The organism is Bacillus sp. CH_48 (genome assembly GCF_038008465.1).
Lineage (GTDB): Bacteria > Bacillota > Bacilli > Bacillales > Bacillaceae_G > Bacillus_A > Bacillus_A thuringiensis_S.
Window position 1 is genome coordinate 5486293 of record NZ_JBBOZF010000001.1, and the last position, 17000, is coordinate 5503292.

Genomic DNA, 17000 nt, shown 5'->3' on the forward strand with positions numbered 1-17000 from the left:
CCTAAGACGCTATGACATCTTCTAACACGTTATTTAACGCTATTTGTAATGTATCTACACCAACACGACCTACAAAATCATAAAATGTTTCGGCTGGTAATTTATTCTCTTTGAAATAACTTATAAATGATGCGAGTACATCAGGTAAATCCTCGCCATCTATTTTTCCTTTTAACTTTTGATTGTAGGCACCGCCATCTAACAACGTTCCACCTACGTATATTTCAAACGCTTCAACAATTCCCTTTTCCTTCGTTTTCATTTTCACCCCTTGTAATCCAATGTCAGCAATTTGACGTTGACCACATGAATTCGGGCATCCTACCATATGAATTCGAACTGGAACATCAAGTGCAATTTGTGTATCTAAGTATTCTGCAATTTTTCGTAATCTTTCTTTCGTTTCTACTAGTGCAAGATTACAATATTCAATACCAGTACATGAAACCGCATGACCAATAAATGATTTCGGGCTTGCAGATATCGCTTCAAACAACGGTTCACTAAGTAATCCTTTTACATTTTCCGGCGGAACGTTCGGAATAATAAAATTTTGTGAATTACATGTACGAATTTGTCCATTTCCATATTGCTTTGCGATTCTTGCAATCTCAAACATTTCTTCTGCATGTAAACGACCTACTGGTACATTAAAACCTACATATTTTAATCCCTCTTGTTTTTGGTCTTGAACACCATAAAAATAGCCTGCATTCCATCCTTTGAGTGCACTTTCCCCTTTACTTTGTAAAGGCCCTGTATACTCTATTAGTTTCTCTTTAAATTTCTCTGCTCCCCAGTCCGCAACAAGAAATTTCAAACGGGCTAAATGACGTTTCTCACGATATCCAAAATCACGGAATATAGTAGCAATCGCAATCGCCACTTCCTTCACTTCTTCTGGTAAAACAAACACATCTAATTCATCAGCTAAATATGGACGGGCTGATAACCCTCCGCCTACTTTTATATGAAAACCAACTTTTTTCTCACCATCTATTTCTTTCGTAGCAGGTGTAAATGCAACACAGTTAATCTCTGCGTTTGCTGAGTTATAAATATTAGAACTAATAGACATTTTAAATTTACGTGGCAAGTTAGAAAACTCTTCATTATGTTGGAAGTAGTCATATACTTCTTTCACAATATGTGTCGTATCAAATAGTTCATTTGCATCAATTCCAGCAAGCGGATTACCTGTAATATTCCGCGTAATATCACCACAAGCCCCCGCTGAAGATAATCCAACTCTTGCTAATCTTTTAAAAATATCTGGAATTTGCTGAATTTCTAACCAGTGAAACTGAATCGCCTGTCTCGTAGTAATATCTATTACATCACGTCCATAATCCTCAGCGATAGAAGCAAGTACTTCTGCCTGCGCATTTGTAATAATCCCTGACGGAATATTTACCCGCATCATAAAATAACCAGCTTCTTTTGGACGTTGTAAATACAATCCTGCCCATTTAAAGGCATCCCACTCTTCTTTCGGAATAGATTCAAATCCATTTTCCGCATAGTAAGGAATATCATTAAAAATTTCTAAACCATCTTTTTCTAATTTATTTTTCTCCGTCTGATTTAATTTTTCATTGTTAGCCCATACTTTTTCATAACTCATTTTTAAATCCCCCTATATAAAGTGAAACTTTAATCAGTAGAGTTTTGTTCATCCCACGCTGATTATTAGCCTTAACCAATCGGGTATTTACGGGCAACCCGACTCCCACCTAACTTCTTTGCCCCAACCGAATTTTGAGGTGGGAATTTTACTTCCCGGCAAATAGCGGGATAAAACTACGCTCTTGTAAGTACTTCACGATTTGTTCTGCACATTCTTCAATAGAATATTTGTGCGTTTCTACAATTAATTCTGCTTGTTCTGGCTCTTCATAAGGCGAATCAATACCTGTGAAATCCTTAATATCACCTTTTCTTGCCTTTTTATAAAGCCCTTTCGGATCACGTTTCTCACACTCTTCAATCGGACACTTCACAAAAATTTCAATAAATTCATCTGCCGCTAATAAATCTCTTACTTGTTTGCGATCTACTCGAAATGGTGAAATAAACGCTGTAAGGACAACTGTTCCTTGATCTACAAATAACTTTGCCACTTCGCCAATACGTCTTATATTTTCCATGCGATCACTTTCAGAAAATCCTAAGTCTTTATTTAAACCGTGGCGAATGTTATCCCCATCCAGCACATAATTTCCAATATTCTTTTCAAACAGTTTACGAGCGACCGCATTCGCTACTGTAGATTTACCCGAAGCTGATAAACCAGTAAACCAAATTACAAAACTGTGATGTCCATTCTTCACTCTTCTATCATCTTTTGAAACCGAAGCTATATGCCAAGTAATATTCGTATCCATCTCGTTCTCTCCCTATTCTGTTACTACTTCTTTTTTTAAACCTTTAATTAGCACTTCTACTACTTCTTTACGACTAAATGTACTTGGCGGAATCTCACCGTTTCTTAATAATTCTCTTACTTTCGTACCCGATAAAATAACATGATCTTCTTTTCCGTGCGGACATGTTTTCGTTGAAGCCATCGCTTCACATTTCGTGCAGTAAAAACTATGTTCAAAGAATAGTGGTGTAATGCCTAACTCTTCTATCGTAAAATTCGTGAAGATTTCTTGCGCTTCGTATGTTCCGTAATAATCTCCTACTCCGGCATGATCACGCCCTACAATAAAGTGTGTACATCCAAAATTCTTTCTTACTAACGCATGAAATATAGCTTCCCTTGGTCCTGCGTAACGCATTGCAGCAGGAAATACACTTAAAAAGACACGATTTTTCGGATAATAGTTTTGAAGGAGTACTTCATAGCTTTCCATTCTTACATCAGCAGGAATATCATCCGATTTCGTTTCTCCAACGAGTGGATTTAAAAAGAGACCATCTACAATTTCAAGAGCAGATTTTTGAATATACTCATGGGCACGATGTACCGGGTTTCTCGTTTGAAATCCGACTACTGTTTTCCACCCACGTTTTTTAAATTCTTCTCTCGTTTCAATTGGGTCTAAACGATAAGAAGGAAATTGATTATTTTCAAAGCGTTTTGTTAGAATAATAGTTCCTCCAACGTAAACGTTTGGCCGTTCATATAACTTTTTCACTCCTGGATGAACTTCATCCGTTGTTTTATATACAAGTAACGCTTCTTTTTCTTTATCTGGTACGAAAATATCTTCTATTTGAATAACACCATATATATTTCCATTGTTGACAAGCTTTACTTCCTCTCCAGTCTTCAGGCTTTCTGCGACTTCTTCTGTTACCGGTAATGTAATCGGTATACTCCACACACTACCATTTGCTAAACGAAGCGTTTCTACGACTGAATCATAATCTTCCTTCCCTAAAAAACCAGTAAGCGGGCTATATCCACCTGTCGCCAATAGTTCTAAATCACTTAAAGCAATATTGTCTAATTTAATTTCTTTTTCAATTTGTGATACCTCATATGTCTCATCTATACGGTTTACTAATTCGTTTACTGTGCTCATTTTCTATATCCCCTCTTAGCTTTATTTCAAGATTCATCTTATTGATAATGAAGACCACATTCGGTTTTCATTTTCCCAGCCCATCTACCATCTCTTGAATCGCCACCATCCCCTACAGGTAAAGTACATTTCTCACACCCAATACTTGGATAGCCAACATCATGCAACGGATTATACGGCAAGCTATGTTTGTATACATATCGCCAAACTTCTTTCCACGTCCAATGAATGAGTGGACAAACTTTAATAGATTGAAAACGATGATCTTGATTTATAAACTTTGTATGCTTACGTGTTTCTGATTGTTCCCTTCTTAAGCCCGATATCCATGCTTTTTCCACGACTAATGATTTTTCTAAAGGTAAAATTTTTCTAATCTTACAACAAAGATTCGGATTGCTCTCCCACAGTTTTTCACCATGCAACTTCGCCTGTTCATCAAGTGTAAGTTCTGGCTGTTTTTCTATAATATTCAATGAAGGAAATCGTTCCCTCACTCTTTGAATTAATTCATACGTTTCTTGAAAATGAACATTTGTATCTAAAAATACAACTTTAGCAGATGGATTTACTTGGTTTATAAGGTGCAGCAATACCATACCTTCCACCCCAAAGCTACATGCATAGACGATTTCATCTTTATACTCTTCATAAGCCCAATTTAATACTGATAACGCGCCTTTTGTTTCATCTTCTTCCGAAAATGAAACAACATTTTCTTCCCACGTTTCATACGTCAACATGTTTTTTCCCCCTGTAAAAGCAAAAAGACGGTTTTAACCTAATGAAAATAGGTTAAAACCGCCTCTAGTTTTTCTAGTCAGCGCTTTTCACTTTAAACGTACTTTTTCACTTTTCTCTAACTGAATTACTTTTCCATCTTGCACAACAATTGTAATTGAACCATATTTCATATCAGCAAGCATCGCTTCAATCTTCTCGGATACTTCATCAAAATGTTCCCGTACACTCACGCGAACAGCCCCCCTTTTTATTCATAAAAAAAATCTTTCCCATTTCGAAAAGACTGTTCGGTAATATATTTTACCTTATCTTTCAAAATGGATTCCATTTTGCTGGATTTAGCACCTTGCTTTCTATAAGCAGGTTGCCGAGCTTCTTCGGGCCAGTTCCCTCCGCTTCTCTTGATAAGCTTTGTATTTGTATTTTATCACAATTCTGATTTTTTTCAATCCTAGTTTTCCGATATATTTTAATTATTTTATTTTACAAAAAAGGAATTGCCCATCCGAACAACTCCTTTTCTATTTAGACAAGCTCTTTAATACGTATGCGATCGTTCCCAATAATATTTTCATATGTTTCGCGTTCCACAACTACTTGCGATGTTCCGCCTTTTGCAAAGACCACGGCTGGTCTTCGAATCCGATTGTAATTATTCGCCATCGAATACCCGTAGGCTCCTGTACAGGAAACTGCTAGTAAATCAGCAGAAGCGACTTTTGGTAAATGAATATCCCAAATCAACATATCTCCACTCTCACAGCATTTCCCAGCAATCGAAACGAGTTCCTCATTCTCATCATTCCCTCGATTCGCTAACATTGCTTCATAACGCGCACTATATAAAGCAGGTCTTAAATTATCTGTCATTCCACCATCGACTGATACATATTTCCGAATACCAGGAATATCTTTCACAGATCCAACTGTATAAATTGTTGTCCCAGCATCACCTACAATGCTACGGCCTGGTTCAATCCATATTTCTGGCAATGGATATTCACATACAGTAAATTGTTCTCTCACTGCACTTGTTACAGCTCGCACATATGTCTCAAGAGTTAATGGTGTATCCGACTCTGTGTAGCGTATTCCAAATCCCCCGCCTACATTTAACACTTTTACTACATAGTTTGTTTGCTCTCTCACTTCTTCTAAAAATTGGCGAAGAACTTCAATTGCTCGAACAAAACCAGCTGTTTCAAATATTTGCGATCCGATATGTGAATGAATCCCTAGCACATTATAATTTGATTTTTGTAAAGCAAATCCAATTGCCTGCATCGCTTGACCGTTTGAAACGCCAAATCCAAATTTCGAATCATCTTGGCCTGTTGTAATATATTCATGTGTGTGCGCCTCTACTCCAGGCGTTACACGAATTAATATGTTCACAAATTTTCCATGTTGCATCGCTAAATCGTGTAAAATTTCTAATTCAAAGAAATTATCTACGACAAAACAACCAATATTCGCCTGAAGAGCCATCACTATCTCTTCTTCTGTTTTATTATTTCCATGAAAATGAATACGTGATGCTGGAAATCCTGCTTGGAGCGCAGTATATAATTCTCCCCCAGAAACAACGTCTAATGACATATTCTCTTCACGAGCTACTCGGCACATCTCCATGCACAAGAACGCCTTGCTTGCATATGCTACTTGATAAGAGAAACCACTTTCTTTAAAAGCACGATGAAACGCTCGGCATTTTCCTCGAATAGACTCTTCATCATATACATAAAGTGGTGTTCCGTATTGCTTTGCTAGCTGCGTCGTATCGCACCCTCCAATTTCTAAGTGTCCTTGCCCATTAATTCGGCTTGTGCCGTGTAAATACATTTAAATTCCTCCCTTATTTCCTCTAAAACTCATAACCCCAATCTTCTATTCATTGCAGCACGCTTTTAGATAGACAAAAAACGCGCGGAACAATGTTCACACGCGTTTCTTATTAGGAAAAATATATATTGAAAAAATAAACGAGTTGTTATCTCCTCAAAATAAGAAACCGCATCAACATCTCCAAATAGCTCTCCATAAAATAAATCTTATGACAGTACTACATTTATTCAATGTAGTCCCAATATATGAATAAGATGGTTATTCTTATATTTCGGCAATAGTCCCTTTCAACCTATGATCACAGATTCCATTAAATCTCCCATAGCTTACTCTTTCCTATCGCGGCCTCTACCTTTGAGAGTAGATGAGGTAAGTCTATTTAATTTTCAAACATCTAATTGTTGCTATTAACAATACCAAAGGACCATTTTATTTGTCAAACAATTTTTTATATTGTTTTTTTACAGTTTAATTTTGTATCGTTTGGTAAGCGCTTTACTGAAATCTTTGTCACTTCCCATTCGCCTTCTTCGTTATTAAATGTAATCGTTACCTTCTCAAATGGTGGAGCAATTTTCCCAGCAACACGTTCATACTTTGTCACTTCAATACTTGCTTGAAATAAATATGTACCGCTATACACTTTTTTTAAACTAATAATTTTAGGACATTGATAAGGTTTCAAACTTCCATATTGTTTTTCAATTGCTTTATTTATTTTTGGAAATAAAACAGAATAAAGTGCATCTTCCATAAGAGGTGCATCATATTGAGCTACCGACACACTCGGTGAAGTAAAAAGTATAACACTACTGCATGCTATAAAATATAATAATTTTCGCATTATAACCTCCGTATATCACGCGATTCTTTCTACGTACGATAATTATCATACATAGAAATTCTGTTTTATTGTCTCCCACCAATCTTTTTCTACTCGATTATTATAAAAAAGCCCACAACCCCCTTTTATTTTCGTATAATGATACTCATAGTATAATAATCATAATAACAAAGGACTGTTCGTATATATAAAAGGAGTCGTTAAGCAAACTGACTCACAAGAACTGTCATGCTTTTTAGGAGAGGAGTATATTATGCTACAACATCTGTTTCCAAAACTGCGATTTGCACTCGTTGCAGTCGTTTTACTATGGATTAAAACATATATTGTGTACAAGCTAGCATTTGATATTAAAATTGATAATTTCTTTGAAGAATTCATGCTTTTTATTAATCCACTAGCTGCGTTACTTTTATTTTTCGGCTTAGCTTTACTTGCATCTAAGCACCGAAACCGAATTATAATTGGAATCAGTTTTATACTGTCATTTATTTTATTTGGAAACGCAATGTTTTATGGGTTCTATAACGATTTCGTTACTTTCCCGGTTTTATTCCAAACAAACAATATGGCTGATTTAGGGACAAGTATAAAAGAACTCTTTACGTACAAAACATTACTTTTATTTGCAGATGCAATTATTTTAATGTTTATTTCGCGTAAATTCCCATCATTTGGCGACAAAACACCACTTTCCCGCTCAGAGAAGCGAACTTTCTTTAGCGGTGTAACAGCTTTATTAGCACTACAAATTGTTGTATCAGTTATTTATAAACCACAAATGTTCTCACGCTCATTTGACCGTCAAACTGTTGTGAAAAATTTAGGTTTATACACATATCATCTATTTGATATTACACTTCAATCCAAGTCTTCAGCTGAGCGTGTATTTGCAAGTGGCGATGGATTTTCTGAAATTAAGAACTATACAGACTCAAAAGACAAGCAAGTTGATAAAAACTTATTTGGAGCTGCAAAAGGTAAAAATGTAATTTTAATTTCAATGGAATCTACACAAAGCTTTGTTATTAATAAAAAAATAAATGGAAAAGAAATTACACCATTTTTAAATGAATTTATTAAGGATAGCTTCTATTTCGATAACTTCTATCATCAAACTGGACAAGGTAAAACTTCTGATGCTGAATTTATCGTTGAAAACTCACTTTACCCACTAGATCGTGGTTCTGTATTCTTTACTCATGCAACAAATGAATACACAGCTACACCAGAACAATTAAAGAAATACGGATATTCTTCCGCCGTCTTCCATTCAAACGATAAAACGTTTTGGAATCGGGATGTAATGTATCCTACACTTGGATATGATCGTTACTTTAATTTAAATGATTACGTAGGAACGGAACAAATGTCTGTCGGTTGGGGATTAAAAGATAAAGAGTTCTTTGAACAATCTATTCCAAAGTTAAAATCTTTACCGCAACCGTTCTATACAAAATTTATTACATTAACAAATCATTTTCCGTTTCTTCTAAATCCGGAAGACCAATATGTTGATGAATTCAACTCAGAAAGTGGTGTTGTAAACCGCTACTTCCCAACTGTTCGTTACACAGATGAAGCTCTTAAATTATTTATTAAACAATTAAAAGAAGAAGGACTGTATGATAATTCCGTTATTGTCATTTATGGTGATCATTATGGTATTTCCGAAAACCATAACGCAGCTATGGCACAGTTCCTAGGAAAAGATACTATTACACCATTCGATTCTATGCAATTACAACGCGTTCCTCTTATTATTCATGTGCCTGGTCAAGAAGGAAAAGTTGTTTCTAAAGTATCTGGTCAAATTGATATTAAACCAACGCTCCTTCATTTACTTGGTATTAAAACAAATAAATCCGTTGAATTTGGAACTGACTTATTTATTAAAGAAAAAGACCCGCTTATGGTAATGCGTGATGGTAGCTTTGTTTCTGAAGAGTATGTTTATACAAAAAATATGTGCTACAAAAGAAGTACGGGTGAAGAAGCTGACATGACGCTATGTCAGCCGTATGTTGAAAAAGCAAAAACAGAATTAAAACTCTCCGATAAATTAATTTATGGAGATTTATTACGTTTCGATCCTAATAATCGATATAAAACCGGAACGATGACAACGAAATTTGAATAGTAAAGGAAGCAACTTTATACAAGTTGCTTCCTCTTTTTATTTTCACTTAATTTATTCCTCATCCTTCTATGAAATCTTTCACAAATTGGTAATTTCTTTCGTATGAGGAATAAATTTATGGTATGATAAAATAAGTAAACTTTCATACACTAATTAAGAATTTATTACAGAAAGCAAGGGATCAGATTTTGTATAGAGCAGCTATTCCAAACTTATTTACGCTCGGAAATTTATATAGCGGATTTTTATCAATCGGCTATGCATCTTTAGGATATTATAAATCAGCTGCTATTTTAGTACTTATCGGGATGATGTTAGATAGTCTTGATGGTCGTGTTGCTCGTTTATTACGTGTTGATTCACAAATGGGAAAAGAGCTCGACTCGCTTGCAGATGTCGTAACATTTGGTGCAGCACCTGCTGTTTTAATGTATTACACATCTTTCTCAAACTACGGAATCATCGGATTATACATAGCGGGATTATTCCCTCTTTTCGGGGCATATCGTTTAGCACGATTTAATGTAACACCATCTTCTACTTCAATGAAATATTTCACTGGAGTACCGATTACAGCAGCGGGAGGGCTTGTTGCTTTCTTAACATTATTTTCACATACCATTCCAAAAATCGTTCTTATTACCGTATTTGTAACGTTCGCATTTTTAATGGTGAGCCGCATTCGTATCCCAAGTTTAAAAGATGTACCAATTCCACGATATAGCATCATTATTACACTATTTTTAGTTGGAATCATTATTACAATGTATCAAACAGGATTTGGCAATTTTTCTGTTTTCTTATTCATTGCCATTCCACTATATATTTTGTACATGTTATCTCAATTCATTAGACAAAGACCGTCTAAAAAAGCGAATAAAGAAAAATAAGAAACCTTCCGAGTCCGGAAGGTTTCTTTTTATTTTGTGACTAATACCTTTTGATTTACAGGTGTTACTGGCTCTTCGCCGTTTAATACAGCTAAAATATTTCTGACAGCCATTTCAGCCATCGCATCACGAGTTTCAAACGTTGCATTCCCTACGTGTGGAGCAAGCACTACATTCTTTAATTCTTTTAGCTCTTCTGTAATTTTCGGTTCAAATTCAAACACATCAAGAGCTGCCCCTTCAATTTCATTCGTTTTTAATGCATGAGCAAGTGCCGCTTCATTCATAATTGGTCCACGTGAAGCATTTACAATATACGCTGTTTTCTTCATCATTTTAAACTGCTCTTCATCAATCATATGATGTAATTTTGGATTATAAGCACAGTTAATTGTAATAAAATCTGCTGTTTGTAATAATTCTTCCAACGTCACATACGTTGCTCCCAGTTCACTTTCAGCTTCAAGCTTACGATTTGGCCCTGTATATAAAACACCCATTCCAAATGCTCTCGCACGTTTTGCAACAGCCTTCCCGATTTCTCCAAGACCAATAATTCCAATTGTCTTACCGTGGACTTCTCGTCCTAAGAAAAATAACGGTGCCCATCCGTTAAATCCAGTCGTACGACATAACGTATCCCCTTCAGGAATTCTACGCGCCGCTGCTAAAAGAAGTGCAAATGTTAATTCTGCAGTCGCTTCCGTTGATACTTTCGGTGTATTCGTTACTGCAATTCCTTTTTCGCCAGCATACGTGTAATCAATATTGTCGTAACCAGCACCATAGTTTGCAACAATCTTTAAATGAGGCGCTGCATCAATAACTTCTTTTGGCACCTTTGTTGAAAGTAAACTTAACAATGCATCTTTATCTTTTACACGCTCTGTTAATTCATCTATAGAAATTAACTCCTCTTTATCGTACATTTCTACATCATGATCTTTTAATAGTTCTAATCCAATTTCTGGAATTTTTCCCGCTACTAATATTTTTGCCACTACTAACACCTCTTCTATAGAAAATAAGATATCTCTTATATTTCATTGTAAGAAATCCATATATAAAAACCAAGGAATTTGATTATAGTTTTGAAAATCGACACTTTTCCATAAAAAAAGAGGAGATACAACTCTCCCCTCTTCTTACGCTTTTTCCTGCGATTCTTCTCCGAGCTTCACATCAATAGTTCCTTCTGCAACCGTATCGCTAATTTGCTCCTCAATAACCGATTGAGATGCAGCATTCGTTTCAGACGTATAAGCTTGTTGCTGTGCAACTTGTACATTTTGTTTATTTTGTTGTTTCGCCATTTCTTACCCTCCTTTTCATTCTTTCTTATTTTGAACAAAAAGGACGGTTTTCATCAAAAAATCGCGTTTCATTTTAAATTTGTTACTTCTTCTTCAAGCAACCTCATTACTCTTGCTCGCTTCGTAAATGTTGCGACCTGAGTAACACCGTGAGCTCGTAATGTTTGTACATTTTCTTGTACATAATTCCCTAAATCATTTGGATAATGGGCATCCGAAGAAATCGTAATTGGAACACCATACTTAGCTAATACTTGTAAATATAGTGGACTTGGGCACATTTCACGAACAGGGTAACGATAGTACAGTCCTGCATTTATTTCTGTTGCCGTATTCGTTTCTACTAACGCACAGGCAATTTCCTCATAATAAGAAAGCTGTTCATTCTCATCCAATCGATAATTAAATACCTTTATATTATCAAGATGAGCGATAATATCAAATAACTCTGTATGAATCGCACTCTCAACTGTTTTAAAAAACGTATCGTATAATGTGCGTAGGTCATGCACCTCAAAATATTCTTTCGTATCCGGATTATCAAATCCCCAGCCATTTAGAAAATGAACGGAACCAATTACATAATCAAAGTCTCCTAGCGCTAATAATTCTTTTAACTCTCCTTCACAATCAAGAAAATAATCCGCTTCAATTCCAAGTTTAAGTGTGACACCTCTTTTACTCCATCGTTCTTTCGCTTCTTCAATTGCCTTTGTAAAATCATACAGTGAAACTACCCTTACTTGATCTAACCATTCCTTCTGTATACGACCAAGCTTAGAATCACTAATATCTACATATTTTTCATAATATCCTTGCGCTTCATGAAAACGATATAGATGATCAACAATTCCCACTTCTTTTATTCCTTTTCGCACAGCTTCTTCTAAATAGAGATCCATCCATTCTTTTGTAAATGGCCCTTCCTTCACACGCTTTTGCAAACGCTCTTGTGTTTTCATAAGCCAATCAATAGAATGCCTTTCTTGAAGCGGTTCATAACATTCCAACGCTTCATTTATTTTAGCAAGCCATCTTATTGAATACGGTCCTTCTTCTAAGTGAAGATGATAATCTACTTTCATATACATTCCCCCTTATAATGTATCTATTTCCCTTCTATCCCCAACTCTCGAAAGCTTTCCATTTCGTTCTTTCACCTCTCGCATGACATCTTCCAATGCAATATTTTTTTCAGCCAATAAAACGAAACAGTGATAAAATACATCAACCATTTCTTTCACTACTTCTTCTTTATCATTATTTTTACATGCGATAATTACTTCAGCGCACTCTTCACCAATTTTCTTTAAAATTTTATCTTCTCCTTTTGAAAATAAATAATTTGTATACGATTCAGGAAGTGGGCTTTCCTTTCGTTCTTCAATTGTTTTATACAGCAACTTAAAGGCATTTTCCATATGTATCCCCCCTATATAATTTGATAGTGAAAGCATGTCTTCTCCCCCGTATGACAAGCAGGCCCTACTTGTTTCACATTCACAACAATTGAATCTTGATCACAATCTAAGTATAGAGATTGCACATATTGAACATTCCCTGATGTTTCTCCCTTATTCCATAACGACTGCCTCGAACGAGAATAAAACCATGTTCTTTTCGTCTCTAACGTTTTTTCATATGCGTCTTCATTCATATAAGCTAGCATTAAAACTTCTTTCGTACCTTCTTCGATGACAATTGCTGGTATTAATCCTTTTGAAAAATTAGGTTTCATAACCGCACCTCAACATTTGCATCTCTTAATTTTCGCTTTACACTCTGCACTGTCGCCTCACCATAATGAAATATGGATGCCGCTAACGCTGCATCAACCGTTGTCTTTTGAAAAACTTCTATAATGTGATCCGTATGACCACAGCCCCCTGATGCGATGACTGGAATGGAAACACTTTTTGAAATCTCTTCTGTTAAACGAAGATCATATCCACTTTTCGTTCCATCTGCATCCATACTCGTTAACAAAATTTCACCCGCCCCGAGCTTAACAACACGCTTCGCCCATTCTATAGCATCCATTTCTGTGTCAACTCTTCCACCGTTGACGTATACGTTCCATTTATCTTCCGCTACTTTTCTAGCGTCAATTGCGACGACAATACATTGTGATCCAAAGTGTTCTGCCCCTTCTTCGATTAGCTTCGGGTTTCGCACTGCCGCTGAGTTTATTGAAACTTTGTCTGCTCCAGCTCTTAGTAAATTGTACATATCTTTCACACTTGAAATCCCCCCGCCAACCGTAAGAGGAATAAATACTTTTGCTGCTGTTTTTTCTACAACATCTATAATCGTTTTTCTTCCTTCATGGGTCGCCGTAATATCTAAAAATACGATTTCATCTGCCCCTGCCTCGTTATATGCTTCAGCTATTTCAACCGGATCACCGACATCTTGTAATCCTATAAAATTTACACCCTTTACGACTCGCCCTTCTTTCACATCTAGACATGGAATAATTCGTTTCGCTAACATAACTTCGTTACCTGTAATACTTCTTCTAAATCAATCTTTTTCTCGTAAAGCGCCTTTCCAATTATGACACCATATATATTCATATCATTTAACTTTTTCACATCTTGAATAGATGCCACTCCTCCAGAGGCAATGAGACGAATGCCCACACTTTTTTGAAGTAACGTCAATTGTTCAAAATTTGGCCCTGCAAGCGTCCCGTCTTTCGAAATGTCTGTAAACACAATCGTTTGAACACCTAAACTTTCCATTTGTTTCGCTAAAATAATATAAGAAATTTCAGACAAATCAAGCCAACCTCTCGTTGCTACGAAACCATTTTTCGCATCAATTCCAACAATGATTTTCTCTTTATATAGATGAACTGCTTCCTCTAAAAATGACTTATCATAAAGAGCCGCTGTTCCTAAAATCACTTTTTCTACACCTACTGACAATAACTTCTCCACCGCTTTAAGTGAACGAATTCCTCCTCCCACTTGCACAGGAATACGTACCGCCTTGCAGATTTTTTCAATGACGAGAAAATTTAGCGACTCGCCAGCAATTGCACCGTCTAAATCAACAATGTGTAGTATTTCCGCTCCAAGCTTTTCAAATATGATCGCCTGCGCTACCGGATCTTCATTCATCACCGTTTCTTTACTAAACTCTCCTTGATAAAGTCTAACGCATCGCCCTTCCTTTAAATCGATAGCCGGGAAGATTTCCATACTTCTACCACCCCTTGAAAATTTTTTAATATTTGCATGCCAATTTCACCACTTTTTTCTGGATGAAACTGTGCACCAAATACATTTCCTTTCGCTACAAACCCTGGTACTTGCATTCCATAATCACTTACTCCGCATACAATTTCATCTGGACAATCCGCGTAATATGAATGAACATAATACACGAAAGAACCATCTACTAATCCATTCCAAAGGGGAAATTCTCTTTCCTTCCTTAATTCATTCCATCCCATATGAGGAATTTTATACGAAACTTTTAACTTACGAATTTCCCCTGGTAGTAAACCTAACCCACTACAACCTTTTAGTTCCTCACTTCGTTCAAATAAAAGCTGCATGCCCAAACATATACCGAGGAGTGGTTTTCCTATATCACAAACTTCTTTTAGTACACACACTAAATCTCTTTCTTCTAATACTTCCATCGCTTTCGGAAATGCACCTACTCCCGGTAAAATCACGCCATCGCTTCTCAATATCTCTTCTTTATCACTCGTTACAATGTGCTCTGCCCCAATATATTTTAATGCTTGCTCTACACTACGAATATTCCCCATTCCATAATCTATAATGGCAATCAATTACAACATCCCTTTCGTTGAATTTACACCAGTAATGTTGGCATTTTTTTCGACCGCTTCTCTAAGCGCTCTACCAAAAGCTTTAAATAATGCTTCAATTTTGTGATGTGTATTACTTCCATATAGAACGCGCGCATGTAATGTAATATTGGCAGCATGTGCAACTGCTCTAAAAAATTCTTCCGTCAATTCTGTATCAAAATCCCCGAGCTTCGGATTTGTTAATTCCCCTTGAAATACACAATATGAGCGTCCACTTATATCAATTGCGACAAATCCTAAAGATTCATCCATCGGTACATACGCTGAACCGTAACGATTAATTCTCTCTTTATTTTGCAATGCTTCTTTCAAGCAATTTCCGAGTACAATTCCAACATCTTCAACGGTATGATGTGCATCGACAAATACATCACCTTCTGCCTCAACTTGCAATCCAAATCTTCCATGTCTAGCAAATAAAGTCAGCATATGATCGAAAAAACCAATCCCCGTTTGAATAGATACATTCGTACTTTCATCAAGCTGCAAACTTAATTTAATTTTTGTTTCTGTCGTCTGACGTACTTGACTGGACTGACGCATTATTTTTCCTCCTCAAACCTTATTTGGATTGCTCTCGCATGTGCATGTAACCCTTCTTTATTTGCAAGCTCTACAATATGATGCTGTACATTTTTTAATGCTTCCTCCGTATAAGAAATAAAACTTGATTTTTTCACGAAATCATCGACTGATAACGGAGAAAAAAATCTTGCCGTTCCGCTCGTTGGTAATACATGATTCGGTCCCGCCAAATAATCCCCGAGCGGTTCAGGTGCATATGGCCCAAGGAAAATAGAGCCTGCATGTTTCACATAATCTAGAGCATTCATCGGTTCTTTTATATGTAACTCTAAATGTTCTGGAGCAATTTCATTTGATAACTTTAGTGCCTCCTCTAAAGAAGGAACGATAAAGATGGCTCCATTTCTATTTATTGATTCACGTGCAATTTCACTTCTTGGTAACATTTCTAACTGTCTTTCTACCTCTTTTTCTACTTCTTTAGCTAGTTCCATATTCGTTGTAATACAAATTGCCGTTGCTCTCTCATCATGCTCTGCTTGCGATAATAAATCCGCTGCGATATATTTTGCATTACCTGTTTCATCCGCGACAACTACAATTTCTGATGGACCAGCAATCATATCGATATTTACTATTCCGTATACTTCTCGTTTCGCTAGAGCGACGTACAAATTTCCCGGTCCAACTATTTTATCCACTTTCGGAATCGATTCCGTCCCGTATGCTAAAGCCGCAATTGCTTGCGCGCCACCTATCGTATAAATTTCATCTACCCCCGCAAGATTTGCAGCAGCTAATATATGAGGATCAATTCCTTCTTTCCTCGGCGGTGTTACCATTACAATCTTTTTCACACCTGCGAGTTTCGCCGGCAATACATTCATTAATACTGAAGAAGGATATGAGGCTGTCCCACCCGGTACATATACACCTATATTTTCTAATGGCCGAATGAGCTGCCCTCTAATTATGCCTTTACTTTCACAATCGAATATTGAGTACTTCTTTTGCTTTTCGTGATACGAAACAATGTTTTTCTTCGCCTCTTTTAAAGCTTCTAAAAATGAATTCTCTACAAGCATACTCGCTTGCTGTATTTCTTCTTCACTTACACAAAAATCTTTCATCTCTACACCATCAAACTTTTTTGTATAGAAAGATAAAGCCTCATCTTTCCCTTCCCTTACATTTCTAATGATTTCTCTTACACTTCTTTGAACAGTTTCTTCTATTATATTAGCGTTTTCTCTTAGCACTTTTATTTTAGATAATGCCTCCTTAAAGTCTTCATAAATGATTTCCATTTTAAGTCC

General features: G+C 36.3%; 19 protein-coding genes and 2 riboswitches. Of the genes, 2 read left to right on the plus strand and 17 right to left on the minus strand.

The annotated features are described in order from the left end of the window. Position 1: 1 nt before the first annotated feature. The 7 genes from N2V92_RS27695 to N2V92_RS27725 form a co-directional block, all read right to left on the minus strand. Entirely contained in the window at positions 2-1624 is a 1623-nt protein-coding gene (locus N2V92_RS27695) for a nitrite/sulfite reductase (protein WP_042597453.1), read from the minus strand. 148 nt (positions 1625-1772) lie between these two features. Further along, the gene (gene cysC / locus N2V92_RS27700) at positions 1773-2384 is read right to left on the minus strand and encodes an adenylyl-sulfate kinase (protein ID WP_042597452.1); all 612 of its coding nucleotides are present in this window, start codon (positions 2382-2384) and stop codon (positions 1773-1775) included. A 12-nt stretch (positions 2385-2396) separates the two neighbouring features. Continuing rightward, a complete protein-coding gene (gene sat, locus N2V92_RS27705) occupies positions 2397-3533 on the minus strand; it encodes a sulfate adenylyltransferase (protein ID WP_000108784.1) in 1137 nt (378 codons plus the stop codon). A 38-nt stretch (positions 3534-3571) separates the two neighbouring features. After that, positions 3572-4276 carry a phosphoadenylyl-sulfate reductase gene (locus N2V92_RS27710; protein WP_000959017.1) on the minus strand — a complete coding sequence of 235 codons (705 nt, stop codon included), beginning with the start codon at positions 4274-4276 and terminating at the stop codon, positions 3572-3574. 87 nt (positions 4277-4363) lie between these two features. Further along, entirely contained in the window at positions 4364-4507 is a 144-nt protein-coding gene (locus N2V92_RS27715) for a YezD family protein (RefSeq protein WP_000116158.1), read from the minus strand. Between the two features lie 72 nt (positions 4508-4579). After that, positions 4580-4688, minus strand: a riboswitch (SAM riboswitch). A 114-nt stretch (positions 4689-4802) separates the two neighbouring features. Next, the gene (gene lysA, locus N2V92_RS27720; RefSeq protein WP_000280641.1) at positions 4803-6119 is read right to left on the minus strand and encodes a diaminopimelate decarboxylase; all 1317 of its coding nucleotides are present in this window, start codon (positions 6117-6119) and stop codon (positions 4803-4805) included. Positions 6120-6299: 180 nt separating this feature from the next. Next, a riboswitch (Lysine riboswitch) is annotated at positions 6300-6481 on the minus strand. A gap of 89 nt (positions 6482-6570) precedes the next feature. Beyond that, positions 6571-6966 carry a DUF3888 domain-containing protein gene (locus tag N2V92_RS27725; protein WP_001228823.1) on the minus strand — a complete coding sequence of 132 codons (396 nt, stop codon included), beginning with the start codon at positions 6964-6966 and terminating at the stop codon, positions 6571-6573. Between the two features lie 253 nt (positions 6967-7219). On the opposite strand from N2V92_RS27725, the gene N2V92_RS27730 reads away from it, so the two are divergent. Continuing rightward, complete coding sequence (locus N2V92_RS27730; protein ID WP_000939085.1) at positions 7220-9106, plus strand: LTA synthase family protein; 1887 nt, start codon at positions 7220-7222, stop codon at positions 9104-9106. Between the two features lie 188 nt (positions 9107-9294). After that, positions 9295-9996 carry a CDP-diacylglycerol--serine O-phosphatidyltransferase gene (pssA, locus tag N2V92_RS27735; protein ID WP_000285417.1) on the plus strand — a complete coding sequence of 234 codons (702 nt, stop codon included), beginning with the start codon at positions 9295-9297 and terminating at the stop codon, positions 9994-9996. A 29-nt stretch (positions 9997-10025) separates the two neighbouring features. On the opposite strand, the gene N2V92_RS27740 is transcribed toward pssA, so the two are convergent. The 10 genes from N2V92_RS27740 to hisD all read right to left on the minus strand — a co-directional run bounded on the left by N2V92_RS27740 (position 10026) and on the right by hisD (position 16991). Continuing rightward, the gene (locus N2V92_RS27740; protein ID WP_001062837.1) at positions 10026-10997 is read right to left on the minus strand and encodes an NAD(P)-dependent oxidoreductase; all 972 of its coding nucleotides are present in this window, start codon (positions 10995-10997) and stop codon (positions 10026-10028) included. Between the two features lie 144 nt (positions 10998-11141). After that, positions 11142-11309 (minus strand): DUF4025 domain-containing protein, encoded by a 168-nt coding sequence (locus tag N2V92_RS27745; protein ID WP_001118892.1) that lies wholly within the window; start codon positions 11307-11309, stop codon positions 11142-11144. Positions 11310-11377: 68 nt separating this feature from the next. Continuing rightward, positions 11378-12394: a histidinol phosphate phosphatase domain-containing protein gene (locus N2V92_RS27750; RefSeq protein ID WP_000861858.1), complete on the minus strand. Its 1017-nt coding sequence runs from the start codon at positions 12392-12394 to the stop codon at positions 11378-11380. A gap of 12 nt (positions 12395-12406) precedes the next feature. Continuing rightward, complete coding sequence (hisE, locus tag N2V92_RS27755) at positions 12407-12730, minus strand: phosphoribosyl-ATP diphosphatase (RefSeq protein ID WP_000426355.1); 324 nt, start codon at positions 12728-12730, stop codon at positions 12407-12409. 11 nt (positions 12731-12741) lie between these two features. Beyond that, positions 12742-13047 (minus strand): phosphoribosyl-AMP cyclohydrolase, encoded by a 306-nt coding sequence (gene hisI, locus N2V92_RS27760; RefSeq protein ID WP_000803959.1) that lies wholly within the window; start codon positions 13045-13047, stop codon positions 12742-12744. Further along, the gene (gene hisF, locus N2V92_RS27765; RefSeq protein ID WP_000880105.1) at positions 13044-13802 is read right to left on the minus strand and encodes an imidazoleglycerol phosphate synthase cyclase subunit; all 759 of its coding nucleotides are present in this window, start codon (positions 13800-13802) and stop codon (positions 13044-13046) included. Before hisF ends, hisI begins: the two co-directional genes overlap by 4 nt. Beyond that, positions 13796-14515, minus strand: a complete 720-nt coding sequence (hisA, locus tag N2V92_RS27770; protein WP_042597451.1) for a 1-(5-phosphoribosyl)-5-[(5-phosphoribosylamino)methylideneamino]imidazole-4-carboxamide isomerase — start codon at positions 14513-14515, stop codon at positions 13796-13798. Before hisA ends, hisF begins: the two co-directional genes overlap by 7 nt. Next, the gene (hisH, locus tag N2V92_RS27775) at positions 14488-15117 is read right to left on the minus strand and encodes an imidazole glycerol phosphate synthase subunit HisH (protein ID WP_016077940.1); all 630 of its coding nucleotides are present in this window, start codon (positions 15115-15117) and stop codon (positions 14488-14490) included. Before hisH ends, hisA begins: the two co-directional genes overlap by 28 nt. Then, complete coding sequence (gene hisB / locus N2V92_RS27780) at positions 15118-15702, minus strand: imidazoleglycerol-phosphate dehydratase HisB (RefSeq protein WP_001249962.1); 585 nt, start codon at positions 15700-15702, stop codon at positions 15118-15120. Beyond that, on the minus strand, positions 15702-16991 hold the full coding sequence (hisD, locus tag N2V92_RS27785; RefSeq protein ID WP_000402915.1) for a histidinol dehydrogenase: 1290 nt from the start codon (positions 16989-16991) through the stop codon (positions 15702-15704). Before hisD ends, hisB begins: the two co-directional genes overlap by 1 nt. Positions 16992-17000: the final 9 nt, after the last annotated feature.